Below are 16,272 nucleotides of genomic sequence, written 5' to 3' on the forward strand. Positions count from 1 at the left end.
TGACTCTGGCGACTTCTTGGGGCGTTGTCTTAACTGTGAAGCCAGGGATGCAGGCCCCACACCCCCTGCCACTGGTTCGAAATAGGTGGCACAGTGGGGTGAAGCTTTTTCGTTGCTCGCTAGTTTCTGTGTCTCGCTTTTCCCTCGCCTGGATCGCTGCTTCCGCCCTAAGTACCACCGCTCTGCTGGGAGCTCCTGTCTTCGCCCAGTCGCCTGGGGCTGCCGCCGCTGCGGCCAAGCCAGTCAGCATTGAGACCATGAACGATCTGGCTCTCGCTGCCGCCGTCAACGTCTGTGAGCTGGCGGTGGAGCAAAAATTGGCCGTTCAGAACGCCGTGATCTCCAATGCCAAGGCGATCACCTACGTGGTGACCGCAACCCATGGCGGTCAGATAGCTGGCAGTGGCAAGCTTGAAACCTCCCAGATTGTCAATGGCAGCATTGTGCAGATTGTGGGCCGGGTTAAGCAGGGCTGTTACGCCAAGATCTCCGCCGACGACAAAAAATTTGTGGACGAAGTGATCGCCCAGTACATAGCCCAGGCCTCCAAAGCCCAGCCCAAGAAGTAAATAGCTTGCCCTTTGACTGGAGATCAAACTTGCCCTGTAACTGGAGATCAGTCGGAGTCGGAAGTCTCTGGCTTGCTCTCCGGTAGGAGTTGGGCCAGTAGCCCAGCCACCATCAGCAATCCGCCCAAGCTAAGGGCCAGGGTTTTATTACTCGCCGCGGGGCCCTCACTCCATACCCCCGCCGCCAGGAAGGCTCCCCCCAGCAGCAGGGAGGGCACCAGCACGATGCCCTTGGCGGTGCGATTCAGACTCATGGGCAGATAAGTGGCCTCATTCAGGCTGCGACGTTGGCACAGTCGGCGCTGGCCTGGGAGTCGGCTTGGGCCAGACCGGCTGCGATTAATCCGCTGCCCAGATCTGCTGCTTGGTTTGTGCTGCCACGCACGGGAGCAAGCGGCTGAACCCTTGCCAACAGCACACCCTGGTTTTGGCCCATCGGCCGCAAATTGACGCGTGTGTGGCGAGGAACGGCTTGGCGAAGCCAAGCCACTGCCTCAGACTGCTTAGCTTCAGCTACCTCCACACAGGCCAGCTGCACCGTGTAGCTACGGTTTTGGTCGCCTAGCTGGAGCAGGGTTGCCCCCCGCACTTGCAGCACCTCGGCCGCCAAGGCGGCTCCAGGCCACACCAATAAAACCGCCAGCAATGCGGCGAGCCATCTCAAAGCTTGGCGCCGCAGCTGGGGCAGAACAGGTGGGCACTTTCGGTGGTGCTACCGCAGGAGTGGCAATGGCGGCTCGTGTCGATAGCTAGCTCTGGATGGGATGGCAGCCCCACCATCTGAGCGTTGCTGGCGCCGGGGGGAACCATCGGATAGCAGTTCTCGTTGCGGCGCACCTTGACATCGATGAAGGCAGGCCCGGGATGGTCAAGGGCCTCCTGCAGTTGCTGGCGCAGGTTGGCCCGTTCGTCGATGCGCACGCCCCGAACGCCGAAGGATTCCGCTAGAGCTGCGAAATTCGGCATGCCATTGGTCATTTCCGAGGCCGAGTAGCGCTCTCCGTAGAAGCTCTCCTGCCACTGGCGCACCATGCCCTGCCAGCCGTTGTTAATCACCACAACCTTCACCGGCAGGTTGTATTGGCTGAGAGTGCCCAGTTCCTGAATGTTCATCAGGATGCTGGCGTCGCCGGCAACACAGATCACCTTCTCATCCGGGAAGGCGGTCTGCACGCCCATGGCTGCGGGCATGCCGAATCCCATCGTGCCAAGGCCCGCCGAGCTGATCCAGCGCCGGGGGCCATTGTGTAGAAATTGGGCGGCCCACATCTGGTGTTGGCCCACATCTGTGGTGTAGAAGGCATCTGGTGCCAGCTCCCTCAGGGCGACAACCACTTCCTGGGGGGCGATGTCTCCCTCCGGATCGGGCACCACCAGGGGATAGTTCTGCTTCCAGCTGTCGATGCGCTGCAACCAGGCCTCGGTGCGGCCCTCCGAGCTGTCCTGGGCTGAGGCAGCCAGAAGGGCTGCTAGCGCGGCCTGGACATCGGCCACCAAGGCCACATCGGGTAGGCGGGTTTTGCCCATCTCCGCCGCGTCGATATCGATGTGGATCACCTGGGCCCGGGGCGCAAAGCCATCCAGCCGGCCTGTGACCCGGTCATCGAAACGGGCACCGGTGGCAATCAGCAGATCGCACTCTGTGACTGCGAAATTGGCATAGGCGGTGCCATGCATGCCGAGCATGCCCACCGATTGGGGGTGCTTCTCATCGAAGGCTCCCTTACCCATCAAGGTTGTGGTTACAGGCAGGCGGAAGCGTTCGGCCAGCTGTTTCACGGCGCCATGGGCCCCGCTGCTGATGGCTCCACCACCGACGTAGAGCAGGGGGCGACGGGCTTGGCGGATCAAGGCCAGAGCCGCGGCAACGGCCTCGGGGTCGGGGCTGGGTGGCAACTTGAATCCAGCTGGAATCGCCGAGCCCGGAGCCACCGGCGTGTAGTCGAATTCCTCCAGACCGACGTCCTTGGGCACGTCAATCAGCACCGGGCCGGGCCTGCCACTGGCTGCAATCAAAAAGGCTTCAGCCACGATCCTGCCGATGTCGCGGGGATCGCGCACCACCCAGGAGTGCTTCACGATCGGCAGGGTTATGCCGAAGATGTCGGTTTCCTGGAAGGCGTCGGTGCCAATCGAGGCCCGAGGAACCTGCCCGGTGATCACCACCATCGGCACCGAGTCCATCTGGGCGGTGGCGATACCGGTGACCAGGTTGGTGGCGCCAGGCCCCGAAGTTCCAAAGCAGACGCCAACTTCGCCGGTGGCTCGCGCGTAGGCATCGGCCGCATGGGTGCCGCCCTGCTCATGGCGCACGAGGATGTGCTTCAACCAGCCACGGGATTCTGCCTTGTGCAGTTCGTCATAGATGGGCAGGATCGCGCCGCCGGGATAGCCAAAGATGTGGCGCACTCCATGGCGATGCAGGGCATCCATCAGGGCATAGCCGCCGTTTACTCGCTGAGGAGCAAAAGCTTCAGAAACAGTGTCATCACCACTAGTTGTGGCGGTAGCGGACTGGGCCGCAGAGGCGAGGGGCGTCAGCGTCACGGCTGCTGCAGGCCAATCAACTTGGCGGTTAACGGATTACGGCAACCCTAGTTGCCGGCGGCGCTTTCGGGGCAGTTGCCCGACCTGGTTGCTGGCGCCTGCCGGCTGCCATAGCTCGCAGGATCTGGGCTGGGTCTAGCCAGCGACCGCCATGGCGCATGCCCCAATGCAGGTGTGGACCAGTAGTGCGGCCGCTCACGCCCACATGGCCGATTAGTTGCCCCGTGCGTACGCCCTGGCCCTGGCGCAGCAGCACCTGACCACTGCTGTAGGTGCCGCCTGAAACCCGGCCGGACAAATGGCAGTAGATGTGCTCGTAATCGCCCGAACGAATCACCAGCCCCAAGCCGCAGCCTCCGTCGTTGATCACGTCCTGCACTGAGCCAGCCCACCAGTTGCGGATCGGCGATCCCATGGGCGCCGCGATATCAAGGCCGTAATGGGGCTCAACCCGACCCCAGGGGCCGGTGCGGGTACCGAAATGGCTGGTGTAGGCCAGGAAGCTGGTGACGGGAAAAACCCCCATCTGCCAGCGACTCTGGGCCAGCCCCGCCGAGCTGGACAGCAACAGGCAGGCGCTGCCGCTGAACACGACCGCCGCCACAGTCAGTCCGCCCTGCATTAGAGGGCGCTCAGAGCAGGCCCAGCGCATGCAGCGGTCCCTTTCCACTGAGTAGCTCCAGCAGGAAAGCGGAAAATCCCACCATCGCCAAGCGCCCATTCCAAACTTCAGAGCTGTTGTTCCAACCCCAGGCCCATTTGTCCTGGGGGTAGAGCTTCACCTTGCTGGGCAATTCGGCGGCCTGGTCGAGGTTCACCTCGGGCCCAGCCATGGCCTGCTGCACCAGATCGGCTAAGCCGTTGATGAAAGCCGGGGTGGTGTCTAGGGCTGGCACACGTCGGAAATTGATGATGCCTGCCTCGGTCGCTATCTCCCGGTATTCGATATCGATCTCCTCGAGGGTCTCAATGTGCTCGCTGACGAAACTGATCGGCACCACCACCAAATCCTTGATGCCAGCGGCGCCGAGATCCTGCAGGGCATCATCTGTGTAAGGCCTAAGCCACTCCACCGGACCTACCCGGCTCTGGTAGGCGAGCGTGAAGGGATTAGCGAAGCCCAGATCACTACCAAGTCGCTCCATGATCAGCTGGGCGCAGGATTCGATCTCTTTTTGGTAAGGGTCGCCCGCCTCCTCCACATAGCTCTTAGGCACCCCATGGGCACTAAAAAACACATGGGCTTTTGAGGGCTCGGGGCAAGCCTGGATTTCGCGGGCAATTAGGCCGGCCATGGCACCCACGTAGCCGGGGTCGTCGTAGTAGCTGCGAATGCAGCGGATCGGCAGCCGGGAAAAGCCACTGTCGGCCTGGCGCAACCGTTGCAGCTCGCGGAAACTCGAACCGCTGGTGCTGATCGAGAAGTGGGGATAAAGGGGCAGCACTACCACCTCCTCAACCCCGTCGGCCTTGATGTCGGCCACAGCCGACTCGGTGAAGGGATGCCAGTAGCGCATCGCCACATAACTGGTGGCTTCGATGCCGCGAGTGCGGAGTTCGCTCTGCAGTTCGCGGGCCTGTTGCTCGGTGATACGCCGCAGCGGTGAACCACCACCGATGGAGCGGTACGCCTCCTGGGACTTGCCAGCCCGCAGGGTACTAATCAGCCAGGCCAACGGTTTTTGTAGAGCTGGATTGGGCAACCGAATGATTTCCGGATCGGAAAACAGGTTGTAGAGAAACGGCCCAACGTCCTGGATACGCTCGGGTCCACCGAGGTTCAGCAGCAGCACGCCAACTTTGGCCATGCCCTCGTTCCACGCGGCTCACAGGATGAGAGCGTAACGCTGCCGCTCCTCCCCTAGCGACCAAGGCGCAGGATCGATAACGTCAAGTTGTGTGCTGGAACGTCAGCCTCTGTGCTGGGCCCATGGCAAAAGCAGCGGTGGAGCTGGATCTGGCTAGGGCAGATGCCAGCTCAGCAGTTTCCACTGAAGCCTTGGGCAACTTGCAGATCGGTCTCGCCCAGGCAAACCAAGCCCTAGCCCAAGCGGGAGTCTCCTTGCGCATAGAGCTGCGCGGCCAAAGGTTGGGCCTGCGCGGGCCCCTTCCCTGTCGCCGGGGCTCGGGCCGCCACCCGGTGCAGCGCATCAGCCTCGGGCTGCCTGCCGATACTGCTGGTCTTGAGCTGGCTAGGGAGCGGCTTAAAGAGGTGTTGCGTCAGCTGCAGCAAGGGCGCTTCGCATGGAGTGCCTGGGGGGTTCAACAAGCTCAGCCACCTTCACCTTCACCCTCAACTTCATGGTTGCCAGCAGCTACTCAGCCCGCCGCGGGCGATTTGCTGGGGTTGGCAGCTTTTGAGGCAGCATTTTTTGCCGATCCCCGCCGCCGCCGCAACCCTGCCGGTTGTCGCACCACCTGGAGCAGCGCCTACCTGCCCTACCTGCGGCGCCTGGCGGCCGTTGCGGCCGAGCGCGACCTGCCCTTGGGTCTGCCCCTACTTGAAATGGCGCTAGAGAGCTACGCCGCCAGCAGTCGCAGCCGCCAGCAGTGCGGCACCGCCCTGGCCGCCCTGGCTCGCCACTTTGAGCTCGACCTGCCCGATAACTGGAGTGAGAGGGCTGCTGGTTATGGCCTACATGCGGCCCAGTTCCGGCGGCTTCCGGGTGATCCTCAGATTTTGTTGTGGGCCGAGCAGATCCCCAATCCGACCTGGCGCCTGGCCTACGGCTTGATGGCCACCTACGGCTTGCGCAATCACGAGGTGTTCTTCTGTGATCTTTCGGCCCTTGCCCCAGGTGGTGACCGGGTGATTCGGGTGCTGCCCACCTCCAAGACCGGTGAACATCAGGTGTGGCCGTTCCAGCCCGATTGGGTGGAGCATTTCGGCTTGGAGCAGCTGGGGGGTTCCCAGCCGCCCCTGCCAGCGGTGGCAACCGACCTGCGCCAGACGACCCTGCAGCAGGTGGGCCGCCGGGTGGCTGAGCAGTTTCGCCGCTACGAGTTGCCGATCACCCCCTACGACCTGCGCCATGCCTGGGCGGTGCGAACTATTCATATCGGCCTGCCGGACACGGTCGCGGCCCGGATGATGGGCCACTCGGTGGCTATTCATACCCGCACCTATCACCACTGGATCACCCGGCGAGACCAGCAGCAGGCGGTGGATGCGGCCCTGGCCCGTCACCGCCACAGTGGTGTCACCGCTTTGCTAACTCCGTGAATCAGCACTCCAGCGACCAAGCCTCAAGCCTTGATGCGGCAGCGGCGGAGCTGGGTCCCGGCGGTGATCTGGCGCCAGAAGCTGATCAGGACGGCTATCGCCGCCGCATGGCCCGTCGCAAGGAGGTGCAGCAACAACGGGTTGGTGAGCGCAACTTGGAAAAGGGCCTGGTGCTGGTGTTCACGGGCGATGGCAAGGGCAAAACCACGGCGGCCCTTGGCCTGGCGCTGCGCACCCTGGGTCATGGCGACCAGGTGGCGGTGGTGCAGTTCATCAAAGGGGGCTGGCAGCCCGGGGAGGCAAAAGCCCTGGAGCTGTTTGGGGAGGCGCTGCACTGGCACGCCCTGGGCGAAGGCTTCACCTGGGAAACCCAAGACCGGGATCGTGATCGGCAGCTGGTGCAGCAGGCCTGGGAGCAGTCGTTGGCCTACCTCGCGGATGCCAGTCGCAAGCTGGTGGTGCTCGACGAGGTAAACGTCGCCCTCAAGCTGGGTTACCTGGGGATTGAACAGGTGCTTGCCGGACTGGACCTGCGGCCGGAGCTCACTCACGTTGCCCTGACGGGCCGGGGCGCGCCGCCGCAGCTGCTGGAGCGGGCCGACCTGGTGACCGAAATGAAGCTGGTGCGCCACCCCTTCAGGGAGCAAGGGGTCAAGGCTCAACGGGGAATTGAGTTCTGAACCTGGCCGCGGCGGCAGGTTAATTCGCAAGGCCGTTGCTACGCTCCGGCAGATCAGGGGTATCAATGGGCTTCAAGCGCGTTCTCCTCAAGCTCAGCGGCGAAGCGCTGATGGGTGAGCAGGGCTATGGCATCGATCCTGAGATCGTGCAGTCGATTGCTTCCGATGTGGCTGCCTGCGTTGCCGGTGGCACCCAGTTGGCGATCGTGGTGGGCGGGGGCAACATCTTCCGCGGCCTGAAGGGATCGGCCGCTGGCATGGATCGGGCCACCGCCGACTACGTCGGCATGCTGGCCACGGTGATGAATGCCATCACCCTTCAGGACGGCCTGGAGCGGGCCGGTGTGCCAACCCGGGTGCAGAGCGCCATCTCGATGCAGGAGGTGGCCGAGCCCTACATCCGCCGTAAGGCGATCCGCCACATGGAAAAGGGCCGGGTGGTGATCTTCGCTGCTGGCACCGGCAATCCCTTTTTCACCACCGACACCACCGCCGCCCTACGGGCTGCTGAAATCGGCGCCGATGTGGTGTTCAAGGCCACCAAAGTGGATGGGGTCTACAACAAAGACCCCAATAAGCACGCCGATGCGGTGCGCTTCGAGAGTCTCTCCTTCCTGGAGGTGCTCAGCTCCGAGCTGGAGGTGATGGACGGCACCGCCATTGCCCTCTGCAAGGACAACTCCATTCCAATCGTGGTGTTTGACCTGTTCGGCCCCGGCAACATCGGCCGAGCCGTGGCCGGAGACCCGATTGGTACCCGTATTCACCCCTGACGCCAGCCATGGATTTGGAAGCCAGCATGCGCAAGTCGTTGGAATCGACCCAACGCACCTTCAACACCATCCGTACCGGTCGAGCCAACCCCTCCCTGCTCGACAAGATTTCCGTGGAGTATTACGGCGCTGAAACGCCGCTGAAATCCCTCGCCACCATCTCCACCCCCGATTCCCAGACGATTCAGATCCAGCCCTTTGATGGCGGTTCGATGGGCCTGATCGAAAAGGCCATCTCCATGAGTGACCTGGGTCTCACCTGTAACAACGACGGCAAGGTGATCAGGATCAACATCCCACCCCTCACTGAAGAGCGCCGTAAGGATTTCTGCAAGCTGGCTGCCAAATACGCCGAGGAGGGCAAGGTTGCCCTGCGCAACGTGCGCCGTGACGCCATCGACAGGGTAAAGAAGCAGGAAAAAGACGGCGATCTCTCCGAAGATCAGAGCCGCGACGAACAGGAGAAGGTGCAGAAGCTCACCGATAAATTCATCGCTGAGCTTGAGAAGCTTCTGGTTACTAAGGAAGCTGACATCCTCAAGGTGTGACCAGCTCGCCGGCTGGCGTGGCTGATGTGGCGGTGGTCGGCGCTGGTGCGGCTGGCGCTGCTGCTGCCTTCCACCTAGCCGCTGGCGGTTTAGAGGTGCTGCTGCTAGAGCGAGCCAGCTTCCCCCGATCCAAGCCCTGCGGCGGTGGCATGGCGGCCTCGACGCAGGGGCTATTTCCCTTCGATCTCAGCCCTGCCGTTGATTCGGTGATTGACCAGGTGCGCTTCACCTGGTGCCTGGGCGACCCGGTTACGGCGGTCCTGCCCGGTGATTCGCCCTTCTGGATCGTGCGCCGCTCCGTGCTCGATGCTTATTTGGTGGAGCAGGCCCAGACCGCTGGAGCTACTTTCCGAACTGGGGTAGCGGTGGAAAGCCTGAAGCGGGCAGGCGATTGCTGGCAGCTTCAGGCCCGCGGGCCGGAGGGGAAAGCGCTGCAGCTAAAGGCCCGGGCCGTGGTCATAGCCGATGGCTCAGGCTCCCTGTTGGCGGCTCGCCATGGCCTTGGTCCAAGCCAGCCCCGCTACGCCGAAACAGTGTCGGTGGAGGTGGATTGCGAGGTGAGCGACCCGAGCACCGCCCGCTTTGAATTTGGCCTGGTGCGCCACGGTTTTTGCTGGACCTTCCCCCGCAAGGGTGGCTACAGCATTGGCGTGGGCACCTTCATTGGCCGAGACCCCGCCAATGCCGAGGCGGTGCTCAGCCAGCTGATGCCCAGCCTCGGCCTGCCGCCGCATGCAGGCGTTCGCCAGCCTGGCCGCCTACGCATCTGGGATGGCCACCACCCCTTGCATGGCCAGGGTGCCAATGCCGGTTTGGTGGTGGTGGGCGATGCCGCCTCCCTGTGCGACCCCTTCCTCGCAGAGGGGCTAAGGCCTGCCCTGATCAGCGGCTGCCGGGCCGCCGAAGCTCTGATTCCCTGGCTGGCCGGTGATAATCAGGCCCTAGTGGGCTACACCAATCGGATGCGGGCTGAGTGGGGCGCCTCGATGGGCTGGGGCAAGCGCATCGCCCAGGTGTTCTACCGGGTGCCGCGGGTTGGCTATCAACTCGGCATAAAGCGACCTACGGCTCCCCAGCGGATAGCCCAGATCCTTTCCGGCGAGATGGGCTATGGCGATATCGCCCAGCGTGTGATCCGGAGACTGCTTTTTCAGCGCAATTGAAGGTCGGGTCAGATCTTGGTGCAGTCCTTGAGTTGGCGCAGCCGCTGGTCGATTGATCCCAGCAGCTCAATCGCAAACATCGGCGATTCCTGCACGGCAAACAAAAACTTTTCCCTATTCATCACCAGCACCTTGCAGGCGGTTAGGGCCTTGGCATTGCCGTAGCGGCGGTGATCACTCGTCACCAGTGCGCCTGCCCCGAATACATCGCCGGCGTTGATCTGTTCGTGGCCTTGGTCGCCGTTCCAGCTGAGCTGGACCGATCCTTCAAGTAAGCCAAACATGCAGTCGCCGGCATCTCCAGAGCTAAAAATCAGCTCTCCGGGCTCAAGCTTGACAACCTCACCGTTGCTGGCCAAGGCGCGCATGGTGTCGAGGGCGTTCACTAGGCGAATATTCTGTACTTAATGGTCAGTGTGGCCCACCTCGGTTAAGCCTGGTTCAAGCCGGTCCCCACAAGGGCAGCAGCACCTTCCAATTCGCCAAGGCGCTGGGCTAGCTGGGCCTCGAGGGTTTCGATGGCCTTGCAGAAACCACGGATGCCCTCATCGAGTTTCTCGGTGGCCATTGGATCGGCGGCCAGCATCTGACGGAAACTATCTTCGTCGAGGTGGATCTGGGCGTCGGTGGGGGCGGGGTCGAAGGAGTTGAGCTTGCGCTCTAGCTCGCCATCGGTGTGGCGCAGCTGATCAAGCAGCGCCGGCGAAATCGTCAGAAGGTCGCAACCGGCCAGTTCAATGATCTCTTCAATGTTGCGGAAGCTGGCCCCCATCACCTCCGTTTTGTAGTCGTAGGTCTTGAAGTAGTTGAAGATTTGTGTTACTGAGATCACACCGGGATCTTCTGGACCTGGATAGCCGTCACGGCCGCTGCTCTTTTTGTACCAATCGAGGATCCTCCCCACGAATGGAGAGATCAGGGTGACGCCGGCCTCCGCGCAGGCGACGGCCTGGGCAAACCCGAAGAGGAGTGTGAGGTTGCAGTGGATACCTTCCCGTTCCAGTTGTTCAGCTGCGCGGATACCTTCCCAGGTGGAGGCCACCTTGATCAGTACCCGGTCGTTGCTGATGCCGGCTTGGTTGTAGAGGCCTATGAGTTTGCGGGCCTTGGTGATCGTGGCCTCGGTGTCGTAACTGAGGCGGGCGTCAACTTCAGTGGAAACACGCCCCGGCACGATCTTGAGGATCTCCTTGCCGAAGGTGATGCAAATTTCATCGAGGGCTTCGCGAACCACAGCATCGGCGCCGGCATCGGCACCCATCACCTGGCGCGACTCCTGCAAGGAGAGGTCGATCAGATTCTGGTAGGTGGGGATCTGGGCTGCCGCCAGGATCAGCGAGGGGTTGGTGGTCGCGTCGCGGGGCGTGAACTGCTTGATCGCGTCGATGTCACCGGTGTCGGCCACCACCACGGTCATGGCGGCGAGTTGATCGAGCAGGTTGGCCATTGGCTGGAAGAGGGGGGCTGATGGCGGAGCATCGACCCGGTGTGCAATAACGCTAGCCAGTGTTTTCGGGTTATCCCAGCGGCGATGCCCTTCCTTCAGGGAACGGCCACAGGCGCTTAGGCGCGGGGCTTGGCGACTGCTTTCTGCAGCTCCTTCGGGTGGGAAGGGGGGATCCGCTCCAGCACCAGCAGGGCATCGATGATCTGGCGAGCTACTGGCGCTGCCACCGTGGAACCGAAGGTATTGCCTCCCTTGGGCTCATCCACCACCACCAGCACCACATAGCGGGGATCGTCGATGGGCAGGTGGCCCACAAAGCTGGTGATCAGGGCCCCTGGGATGTAGACGCCACGTTCAGCCTTCTGGGCGGTGCCGGTCTTGCCGCCGATGCGGTAACCGGGAATCTTCATACCCAGGCCGCTGCTGTTGTCCACCACCGTTTCCATCCAGGCCATCACCGTGCGGGTGACGCCTGGATCAAGCAACTGAATACCACTGCCTCCGGGTGTGCTTGCTAGGGCATCGCCGGAGCGCAGGCCACGGGTGATGTGCGGACTCACCAGACGGCCGCCGTTGGCAAGCATGGCGTGCAGTTGCAGCAACTTCAGCGGGGTGAGGGAGAACCCTTGGCCAAAGGCGGCGACAGCAGGTTCGATCGCATGGCCGGTGAACTCCTTGCGCGTCTTAAGCTCGCCGGCCACCGCCCCAGGCAGGTCGGTATCGGGGGTTTCGTCAATCCCCATAGTGCGCAGCCAATGCCAGAAGCGATCGCGCTTCACCTGGGCCATGGCCTTCACCATGCCTACGTTGCTCGACACCTGCAAAACGGTAGGGAAATCGATTAAGCCGTTAGCCCGTTTGTCGTGGTTGAAGATTGGCCAGCCGCCGATGCTGAGTTGGCCGGTGTCGGCAACGCGGCCATTTGCCTCAATGGCTTTTTCCTGCAAGGCCACCGCCAGGTTGATCGGCTTGAAGGTGGAGCCCGGTTCATAGAGGTCTTGCACAGACCATTCGCGGAACAGCCCTGGATTGAAAGCCCAGAACTTATTGGGGTCGTAAGTGGGTGTGGAAGCCAGCGCCAGCATTTCGCCATTGCGCACATCCATTACCAATGCAGCTCCGCGCTTGGCATTCCATTTCTTCACCTGCTTTGCCAGGGCCTGAAGGGCTACCTGTTGCAAACGGGCGTCAAGGGTTAGCTGTAGGCGCAGGTCGTCGCCGTAGAGGGAGCCGGCCGTTAGGCCCGCTGGTAAGGGGGTGCCATCAGCGCCGCGGCGCATCTGCAGGGCAGTCTCCTGGCGCTTGAGATCACTGTCGCGGCTTTGCTCCAGGCCAGCCTGGGGAACGCGTTCCAGGTTGAGAAAGCCCACCACGTTGGCGAAGAGGGAGCCCTGGGGATAGATGCGGTGTGGATAGGCCTCCAGATCGAGACCACTAATGCCCAGTTGCCTTACCCGTTCTGCAGTTTCGGGGTCGAGGTCGGTGCGCAGCTTCACGCCGCTAGGCCGGCCGGCCATGGTTTGCAGTAGTGCTGGCTTGGGCTGGGCGAGAACGGCAGCCAGCTTGCCGGCCACCTCATCTGCCGTGCGGATCTTCTGGGGGTCGTCGCCTGGGAAGTTGAAATAACGGGGATGGGCCCAGAGGGTGAAGCGCTGCTCATCGAGAGCCACTAGACGACCATTGCGATCGACGATCGTGCGTCGCTTGCCGATGGGCTTGGTGGTTTGGGTCTGGATGGCATGGGCCCGGGTCTGCAGGTTGGTGGCATCCACCACCTGGAGCCAGGCCAGCCGACCCGCCAGGCCAACTAAGCCGGCACACAGCAAGCCGTAAACAGCGAGCAGGCGTCCAGCGGGCACTGGTTGGATGGCTACCACCCGTTGCTGGGAGCTGCGAGGAGCCCGAACCGGACCACGCTGACGGCTGCTGTTCATTGAATTATTGCCATCAATAGCCCGTCCGGATCTGGCGCAGGGGCAGGCTGCTCAGCAGTGGCAAGCCAGATGCACCTGAGGCCACGCTCGGAGCCGGCAGGTAAATGAGTTTTTCGCTGCTGGTGGGTACCAGCCAGCCGGGACGCTTCACGGCACCGAGGTGGTGCTGCTCCAGCAGGGCGGCTGATTCCTGCAGCTTGTGCTCCAGCACTTGGGACGACTCCATCTGCTGGTAGCTCACACCCCATTGGTTTTGCCAGTGCAGGGTTAGGGCACTGAGGGCAAGCATGCAGATTCCCAGACCAGCCAGGGTGCCATCGGTAGCCCGGTGCAGGTTGGATATCCAAGGTGCCCGGCGTTCAAGTTTGCGGGCTGAGAGAGAACCCTGGATCAGCTTGAGCGTGCGTTGCTGCAGCTTGCGACTTGATTTAGCCCCTGCAGTCACGCTGCTCTCTGGAGCCTGCCGGGGCGAAAGGGAGGCAACCAAGGGAAAGGGCAATGCACTGCGCGATTGAACCATTCTTGGCGCCAGGCAGCAATAGCTTGCAGACGCTTAGCCAGCAAGTAACAACAAATTGGCAAAGGTGAGGCCATTCCAGAGGCTGTGCATAAGCACACTGGGCCCGAGCCGTCCGCTCTGCAGCCGGAGCCAGCCCAGCCCTAGCCCCAACACGAACAAAGGTGGCAGTTCTCCCAGGCTGAGGTGGGCGATACCGAAAAGCAGGGCGCTCACCACCACTGCAACAGGGCCCCCCCAGCGCTGGGCCAGCACAGGCAGCAGCACCCCCCGGAAAAGGGTTTCTTCAAATAGGGGTGCCAGCACCAGGGCAGTGATGGCGAAACAAAGCAGGGCAAGGGGATTGGCGCTGTTGAGCACGAGCTCAAGCAGGGGATTGCTGCCACCGGGATCGCCTACCAAACGCTCCAGCAGCCATCCCACCAGGGCTACCAGCGGCAACACCAGCAACACCTGCAGCAAAGCTCGGCTAAGCGCACTGGCCAGCGGCCGCCAGTGCCACTGCAACCAGCCCCCCTGGGGCCCGGGTCCCTTGGGTCGCAGCTGGCTCCACAACAAAACAAGTGGCGCTGCCATCAGGCCGCTATAGAGACCCAACACCAGCAATCCCTGTTGCAGTGCCGGCTGGCTGGACAACGGTTTGAGCAGCCCCTGCAGCAGCGGCGCCAGCACAAGGGGCATCACCAGCTCGCCCAGCACCACGAACCCGCCAGCGATCAGCAGGGTCACCTCCGCCAGGGTGAGGGGTGGCCCTACCAGGGGGGCGGGCGGGGCTGCCTTGCCGCGCCAGCGCAGCCACAGCTCGCGCAGCAGCAGGGCTGAGCCCAGCAGCAGCAGCAGCACCGGCACCACGGCGGTTCCGAGGAGGCGCAGCACTGCTACCTGCTGGGCGGCGCGATCTCCACAAGCAACTTGGGGATCGCTTAGGGCTTGGCACACCAGTTGGCTGCTTAGGGGAGACAGGCCCCAGCCCTTAAGTAGTTGGTCCTGTGCCGCTTGCTCTGGGTCGCGGCTGGCGGCTCTGGATGCTGGTTCGACCAAGGCCTTGAGCAGCAGGCGCTGCTCAGGTGGCACCTGCTGGTTTAGCTCTTGCAACCGCTGGCGTGCCGCACTTCCCTGGCCGGCCTGAAGCTCCAGTAGGGCTAGTTGCAGCTCTTGCTGCGGTGCTGGCGGCACGGGATTGCCATCCAACTGTTTCTGCAGATCAAGGCGCAGGGCCTCGAGGGGGTTGGCGCCGGTGAGGGCTTGGCGCAGGCCAGCCGGCAGTGCTGGTGCTGCCAGGGCGGTCAGCTCCAGTTGGCGCAGCTCCAGGGAATTGCCCACAGATGGGCGTTGCAGGCTGTCCACCAGGCCAGTGATCCAAAGCAGGCCACTGAGCACCAGGCTCAGCAGGGCAAGTCCAGTGGTCCATCCAGCGTTCTGGCGGGGTTGCGGGGGGGGACTGGCGTTCAAACGCAGGCCCTCCAGGGCGCACCGGTTTCGGGATTCTGGACCGCACCCCTCCCATACGATGGGATCTAAGCAGCGACGAGCCCGTGCCCCTTCGGATTGTGCTGGTGCGCCATGGGCTGAGCAGCTTCAATGTGGAGCATCGGATCCAGGGCCGCGACGACCTGTCGAGCCTGACGGCAACTGGCCAAAGCCAGGCCTGTGCCACAGGAGCGGCCCTGCGTGATTTGACCTGCGCCGCTGCCTACTGCTCCCCTTTGCGGCGGGCCGATGAAACCGCCCGTCTGCTCCTAGCCGAGCAGGGCCAGGACCTGGTTGCCGAACAGGCGGAAGGGCTGCTGGAAATTGATCTGGCCCCCTGGAGCGGTCTGCTGCGAGAGGAGTTGCGGGAGCGCTACCCCGAGCAGGAGCAACAATGGCGCCAGGCCCCTGAGTTGCTTGAGCTGCAGCGCCCTGATGGCAGCTCTTACCTGCCTTTGCCGGAGCTGATGGCCCAGGCCCAGCAGTTCCGCCATTTGCTGTTTGATCGCCATGCCGCCGCGCTAGCTGACGATCAGGCCCCTCCCCAGACCGTGCTCGTGGTGGCCCATAACGCCATCTTGCGTTGCCTATTACTAGCCCTGCTGGAGCTGCCCCTCAGCGGCTTCCGCCGGCTGCGGGTCGATAACTGTTCCATCTCTGTGCTCAATGTCAGCAAGGGCGGCGTCCAGGTGGAGTCGCTCAATGGGGTGGCCCACCTTGGTGAGCCCCTGCCCCCTAAAGCTTCAGGCGCCCGACTGCTGTTGGTGCGTCACGGCGAAACCGACTGGAACCGAGAGGGTCGCTTTCAGGGCCAGATCGACATTCCCCTCAATGCCAACGGACGCTCCCAGGCCGAGGCCGCTGGCAACTTTCTCGCCCCGGTGAGCATCGATCGCGCTTACACCAGCTGCATGGCCAGGCCGCGCCAGACCGCCGAGGCAATCCTCTCTAGCCATCCTGGTGTGCCCCTCACCAGCAGCACTGGCCTGGTGGAGATCGGCCACGGCCTCTGGGAGGGCCGCTTGGAGCAGGAGATCGCCGCAGGTTGGCCAGAGCTGCTGGCCGATTGGAAGCGGGCACCACACACAGTTCAGATGCCTGAGGGGGAGACTCTCCAGGAGGTTTGGGACCGCTCTTTAATGACCTGGGCTCGCATAGCTGCCAGCCTCCGCACCGATGAAACGGCCCTTGTGGTGGCCCACGACGCGGTCAACAAGACCATCCTGTGCGGGCTGCTGGGCCTGCAACCCGCCGACATCTGGGCCATCAAGCAGGGCAATGGCGGTGTCACGGTGATTGATTACCCCGAGGGTCCAGCTGGCCGTCCTGTGGTAGCCGCCATGAACCTCACCTCGCATCTTGGAGGCGTGTTGGATCGCACCGCCGCCGGTGCTCTCTGAG

16 protein-coding genes and 1 pseudogene are annotated in these 16,272 nt (G+C 62.9%); 7 read left to right on the plus strand and 10 right to left on the minus strand.

The annotated features are described in order from the left end of the window. Positions 1-128 precede the first annotated feature (128 nt). Positions 129-569 carry a hypothetical protein gene (locus KBZ22_RS05590; protein ID WP_255021342.1) on the plus strand — a complete coding sequence of 147 codons (441 nt, stop codon included), beginning with the start codon at positions 129-131 and terminating at the stop codon, positions 567-569. Between the two features lie 47 nt (positions 570-616). Here KBZ22_RS05590 and KBZ22_RS05595 read toward each other — a convergent pair whose 3' ends face one another. The 5 genes from KBZ22_RS05595 to hemH form a co-directional block, all read right to left on the minus strand. After that, positions 617-823: a GIVxVP protein gene (locus tag KBZ22_RS05595; RefSeq protein ID WP_255021343.1), complete on the minus strand. Its 207-nt coding sequence runs from the start codon at positions 821-823 to the stop codon at positions 617-619. 20 nt (positions 824-843) lie between these two features. Continuing rightward, complete coding sequence (locus KBZ22_RS05600; RefSeq protein WP_255021344.1) at positions 844-1,233, minus strand: hypothetical protein; 390 nt, start codon at positions 1,231-1,233, stop codon at positions 844-846. Continuing rightward, complete coding sequence (ilvB, locus tag KBZ22_RS05605) at positions 1,230-3,002, minus strand: biosynthetic-type acetolactate synthase large subunit (RefSeq protein ID WP_396111739.1); 1,773 nt, start codon at positions 3,000-3,002, stop codon at positions 1,230-1,232. Before ilvB ends, KBZ22_RS05600 begins: the two co-directional genes overlap by 4 nt. Before the next feature lie 142 nt (positions 3,003-3,144). Further along, the gene (locus KBZ22_RS05610) at positions 3,145-3,738 is read right to left on the minus strand and encodes a M23 family metallopeptidase (protein ID WP_255021345.1); all 594 of its coding nucleotides are present in this window, start codon (positions 3,736-3,738) and stop codon (positions 3,145-3,147) included. Between the two features lie 10 nt (positions 3,739-3,748). Continuing rightward, positions 3,749-4,924, minus strand: coding sequence for a ferrochelatase (gene hemH / locus KBZ22_RS05615; protein ID WP_255021346.1), 1,176 nt, complete (start codon positions 4,922-4,924; stop codon positions 3,749-3,751). Positions 4,925-5,046: 122 nt separating this feature from the next. Here hemH and KBZ22_RS05620 point away from each other — a divergent pair, with 122 nt between their 5' ends. The 5 genes from KBZ22_RS05620 to KBZ22_RS05640 all read left to right on the plus strand — a co-directional run bounded on the left by KBZ22_RS05620 (position 5,047) and on the right by KBZ22_RS05640 (position 9,503). Then, positions 5,047-6,339, plus strand: a complete 1,293-nt coding sequence (locus KBZ22_RS05620; protein ID WP_255021347.1) for a site-specific integrase — start codon at positions 5,047-5,049, stop codon at positions 6,337-6,339. Further along, positions 6,336-7,019, plus strand: a complete 684-nt coding sequence (gene cobO, locus KBZ22_RS05625; protein ID WP_255018276.1) for a cob(I)yrinic acid a,c-diamide adenosyltransferase — start codon at positions 6,336-6,338, stop codon at positions 7,017-7,019. Before KBZ22_RS05620 ends, cobO begins: the two co-directional genes overlap by 4 nt. A 65-nt stretch (positions 7,020-7,084) precedes the next feature. Then, complete coding sequence (pyrH, locus tag KBZ22_RS05630) at positions 7,085-7,792, plus strand: UMP kinase (RefSeq protein WP_106502448.1); 708 nt, start codon at positions 7,085-7,087, stop codon at positions 7,790-7,792. An 8-nt stretch (positions 7,793-7,800) separates the two neighbouring features. After that, positions 7,801-8,340 (plus strand): ribosome recycling factor, encoded by a 540-nt coding sequence (frr, locus tag KBZ22_RS05635; protein ID WP_254937042.1) that lies wholly within the window; start codon positions 7,801-7,803, stop codon positions 8,338-8,340. Then, the gene (locus tag KBZ22_RS05640) at positions 8,337-9,503 is read left to right on the plus strand and encodes an NAD(P)/FAD-dependent oxidoreductase (RefSeq protein ID WP_255021348.1); all 1,167 of its coding nucleotides are present in this window, start codon (positions 8,337-8,339) and stop codon (positions 9,501-9,503) included. Before frr ends, KBZ22_RS05640 begins: the two co-directional genes overlap by 4 nt. An 8-nt stretch (positions 9,504-9,511) precedes the next feature. Here the strand turns inward: KBZ22_RS05640 and KBZ22_RS05645 are convergent, their stop codons facing one another. The 5 genes and pseudogenes from KBZ22_RS05645 to KBZ22_RS05665 all read right to left on the minus strand — a co-directional run bounded on the left by KBZ22_RS05645 (position 9,512) and on the right by KBZ22_RS05665 (position 14,853). After that, positions 9,512-9,889, minus strand: coding sequence for a Crp/Fnr family transcriptional regulator (locus tag KBZ22_RS05645; protein ID WP_254941153.1), 378 nt, complete (start codon positions 9,887-9,889; stop codon positions 9,512-9,514). 74 nt (positions 9,890-9,963) lie between these two features. After that, a pseudogene (locus KBZ22_RS05650) lies at positions 9,964-10,950 on the minus strand (transaldolase); the annotation flags it as partial. A 116-nt stretch (positions 10,951-11,066) separates the two neighbouring features. Beyond that, positions 11,067-12,884, minus strand: coding sequence for a penicillin-binding protein 2 (locus tag KBZ22_RS05655; RefSeq protein ID WP_255021349.1), 1,818 nt, complete (start codon positions 12,882-12,884; stop codon positions 11,067-11,069). 13 nt (positions 12,885-12,897) lie between these two features. Then, positions 12,898-13,404, minus strand: a complete 507-nt coding sequence (locus KBZ22_RS05660; RefSeq protein ID WP_255021350.1) for a hypothetical protein — start codon at positions 13,402-13,404, stop codon at positions 12,898-12,900. Between the two features lie 33 nt (positions 13,405-13,437). Beyond that, entirely contained in the window at positions 13,438-14,853 is a 1,416-nt protein-coding gene (locus KBZ22_RS05665; protein ID WP_255021351.1) for a CPBP family intramembrane glutamic endopeptidase, read from the minus strand. 83 nt (positions 14,854-14,936) lie between these two features. On the opposite strand from KBZ22_RS05665, the gene KBZ22_RS05670 reads away from it, so the two are divergent. Continuing rightward, positions 14,937-16,271, plus strand: coding sequence for a histidine phosphatase family protein (locus KBZ22_RS05670; RefSeq protein ID WP_255021352.1), 1,335 nt, complete (start codon positions 14,937-14,939; stop codon positions 16,269-16,271). Position 16,272 lies beyond the last annotated feature (1 nt).

Source organism: Cyanobium sp. L1E-Cus (genome assembly GCF_024345755.1).
Classification (GTDB): Bacteria; Cyanobacteriota; Cyanobacteriia; order PCC-6307; family Cyanobiaceae; genus Cyanobium_A; species Cyanobium_A usitatum.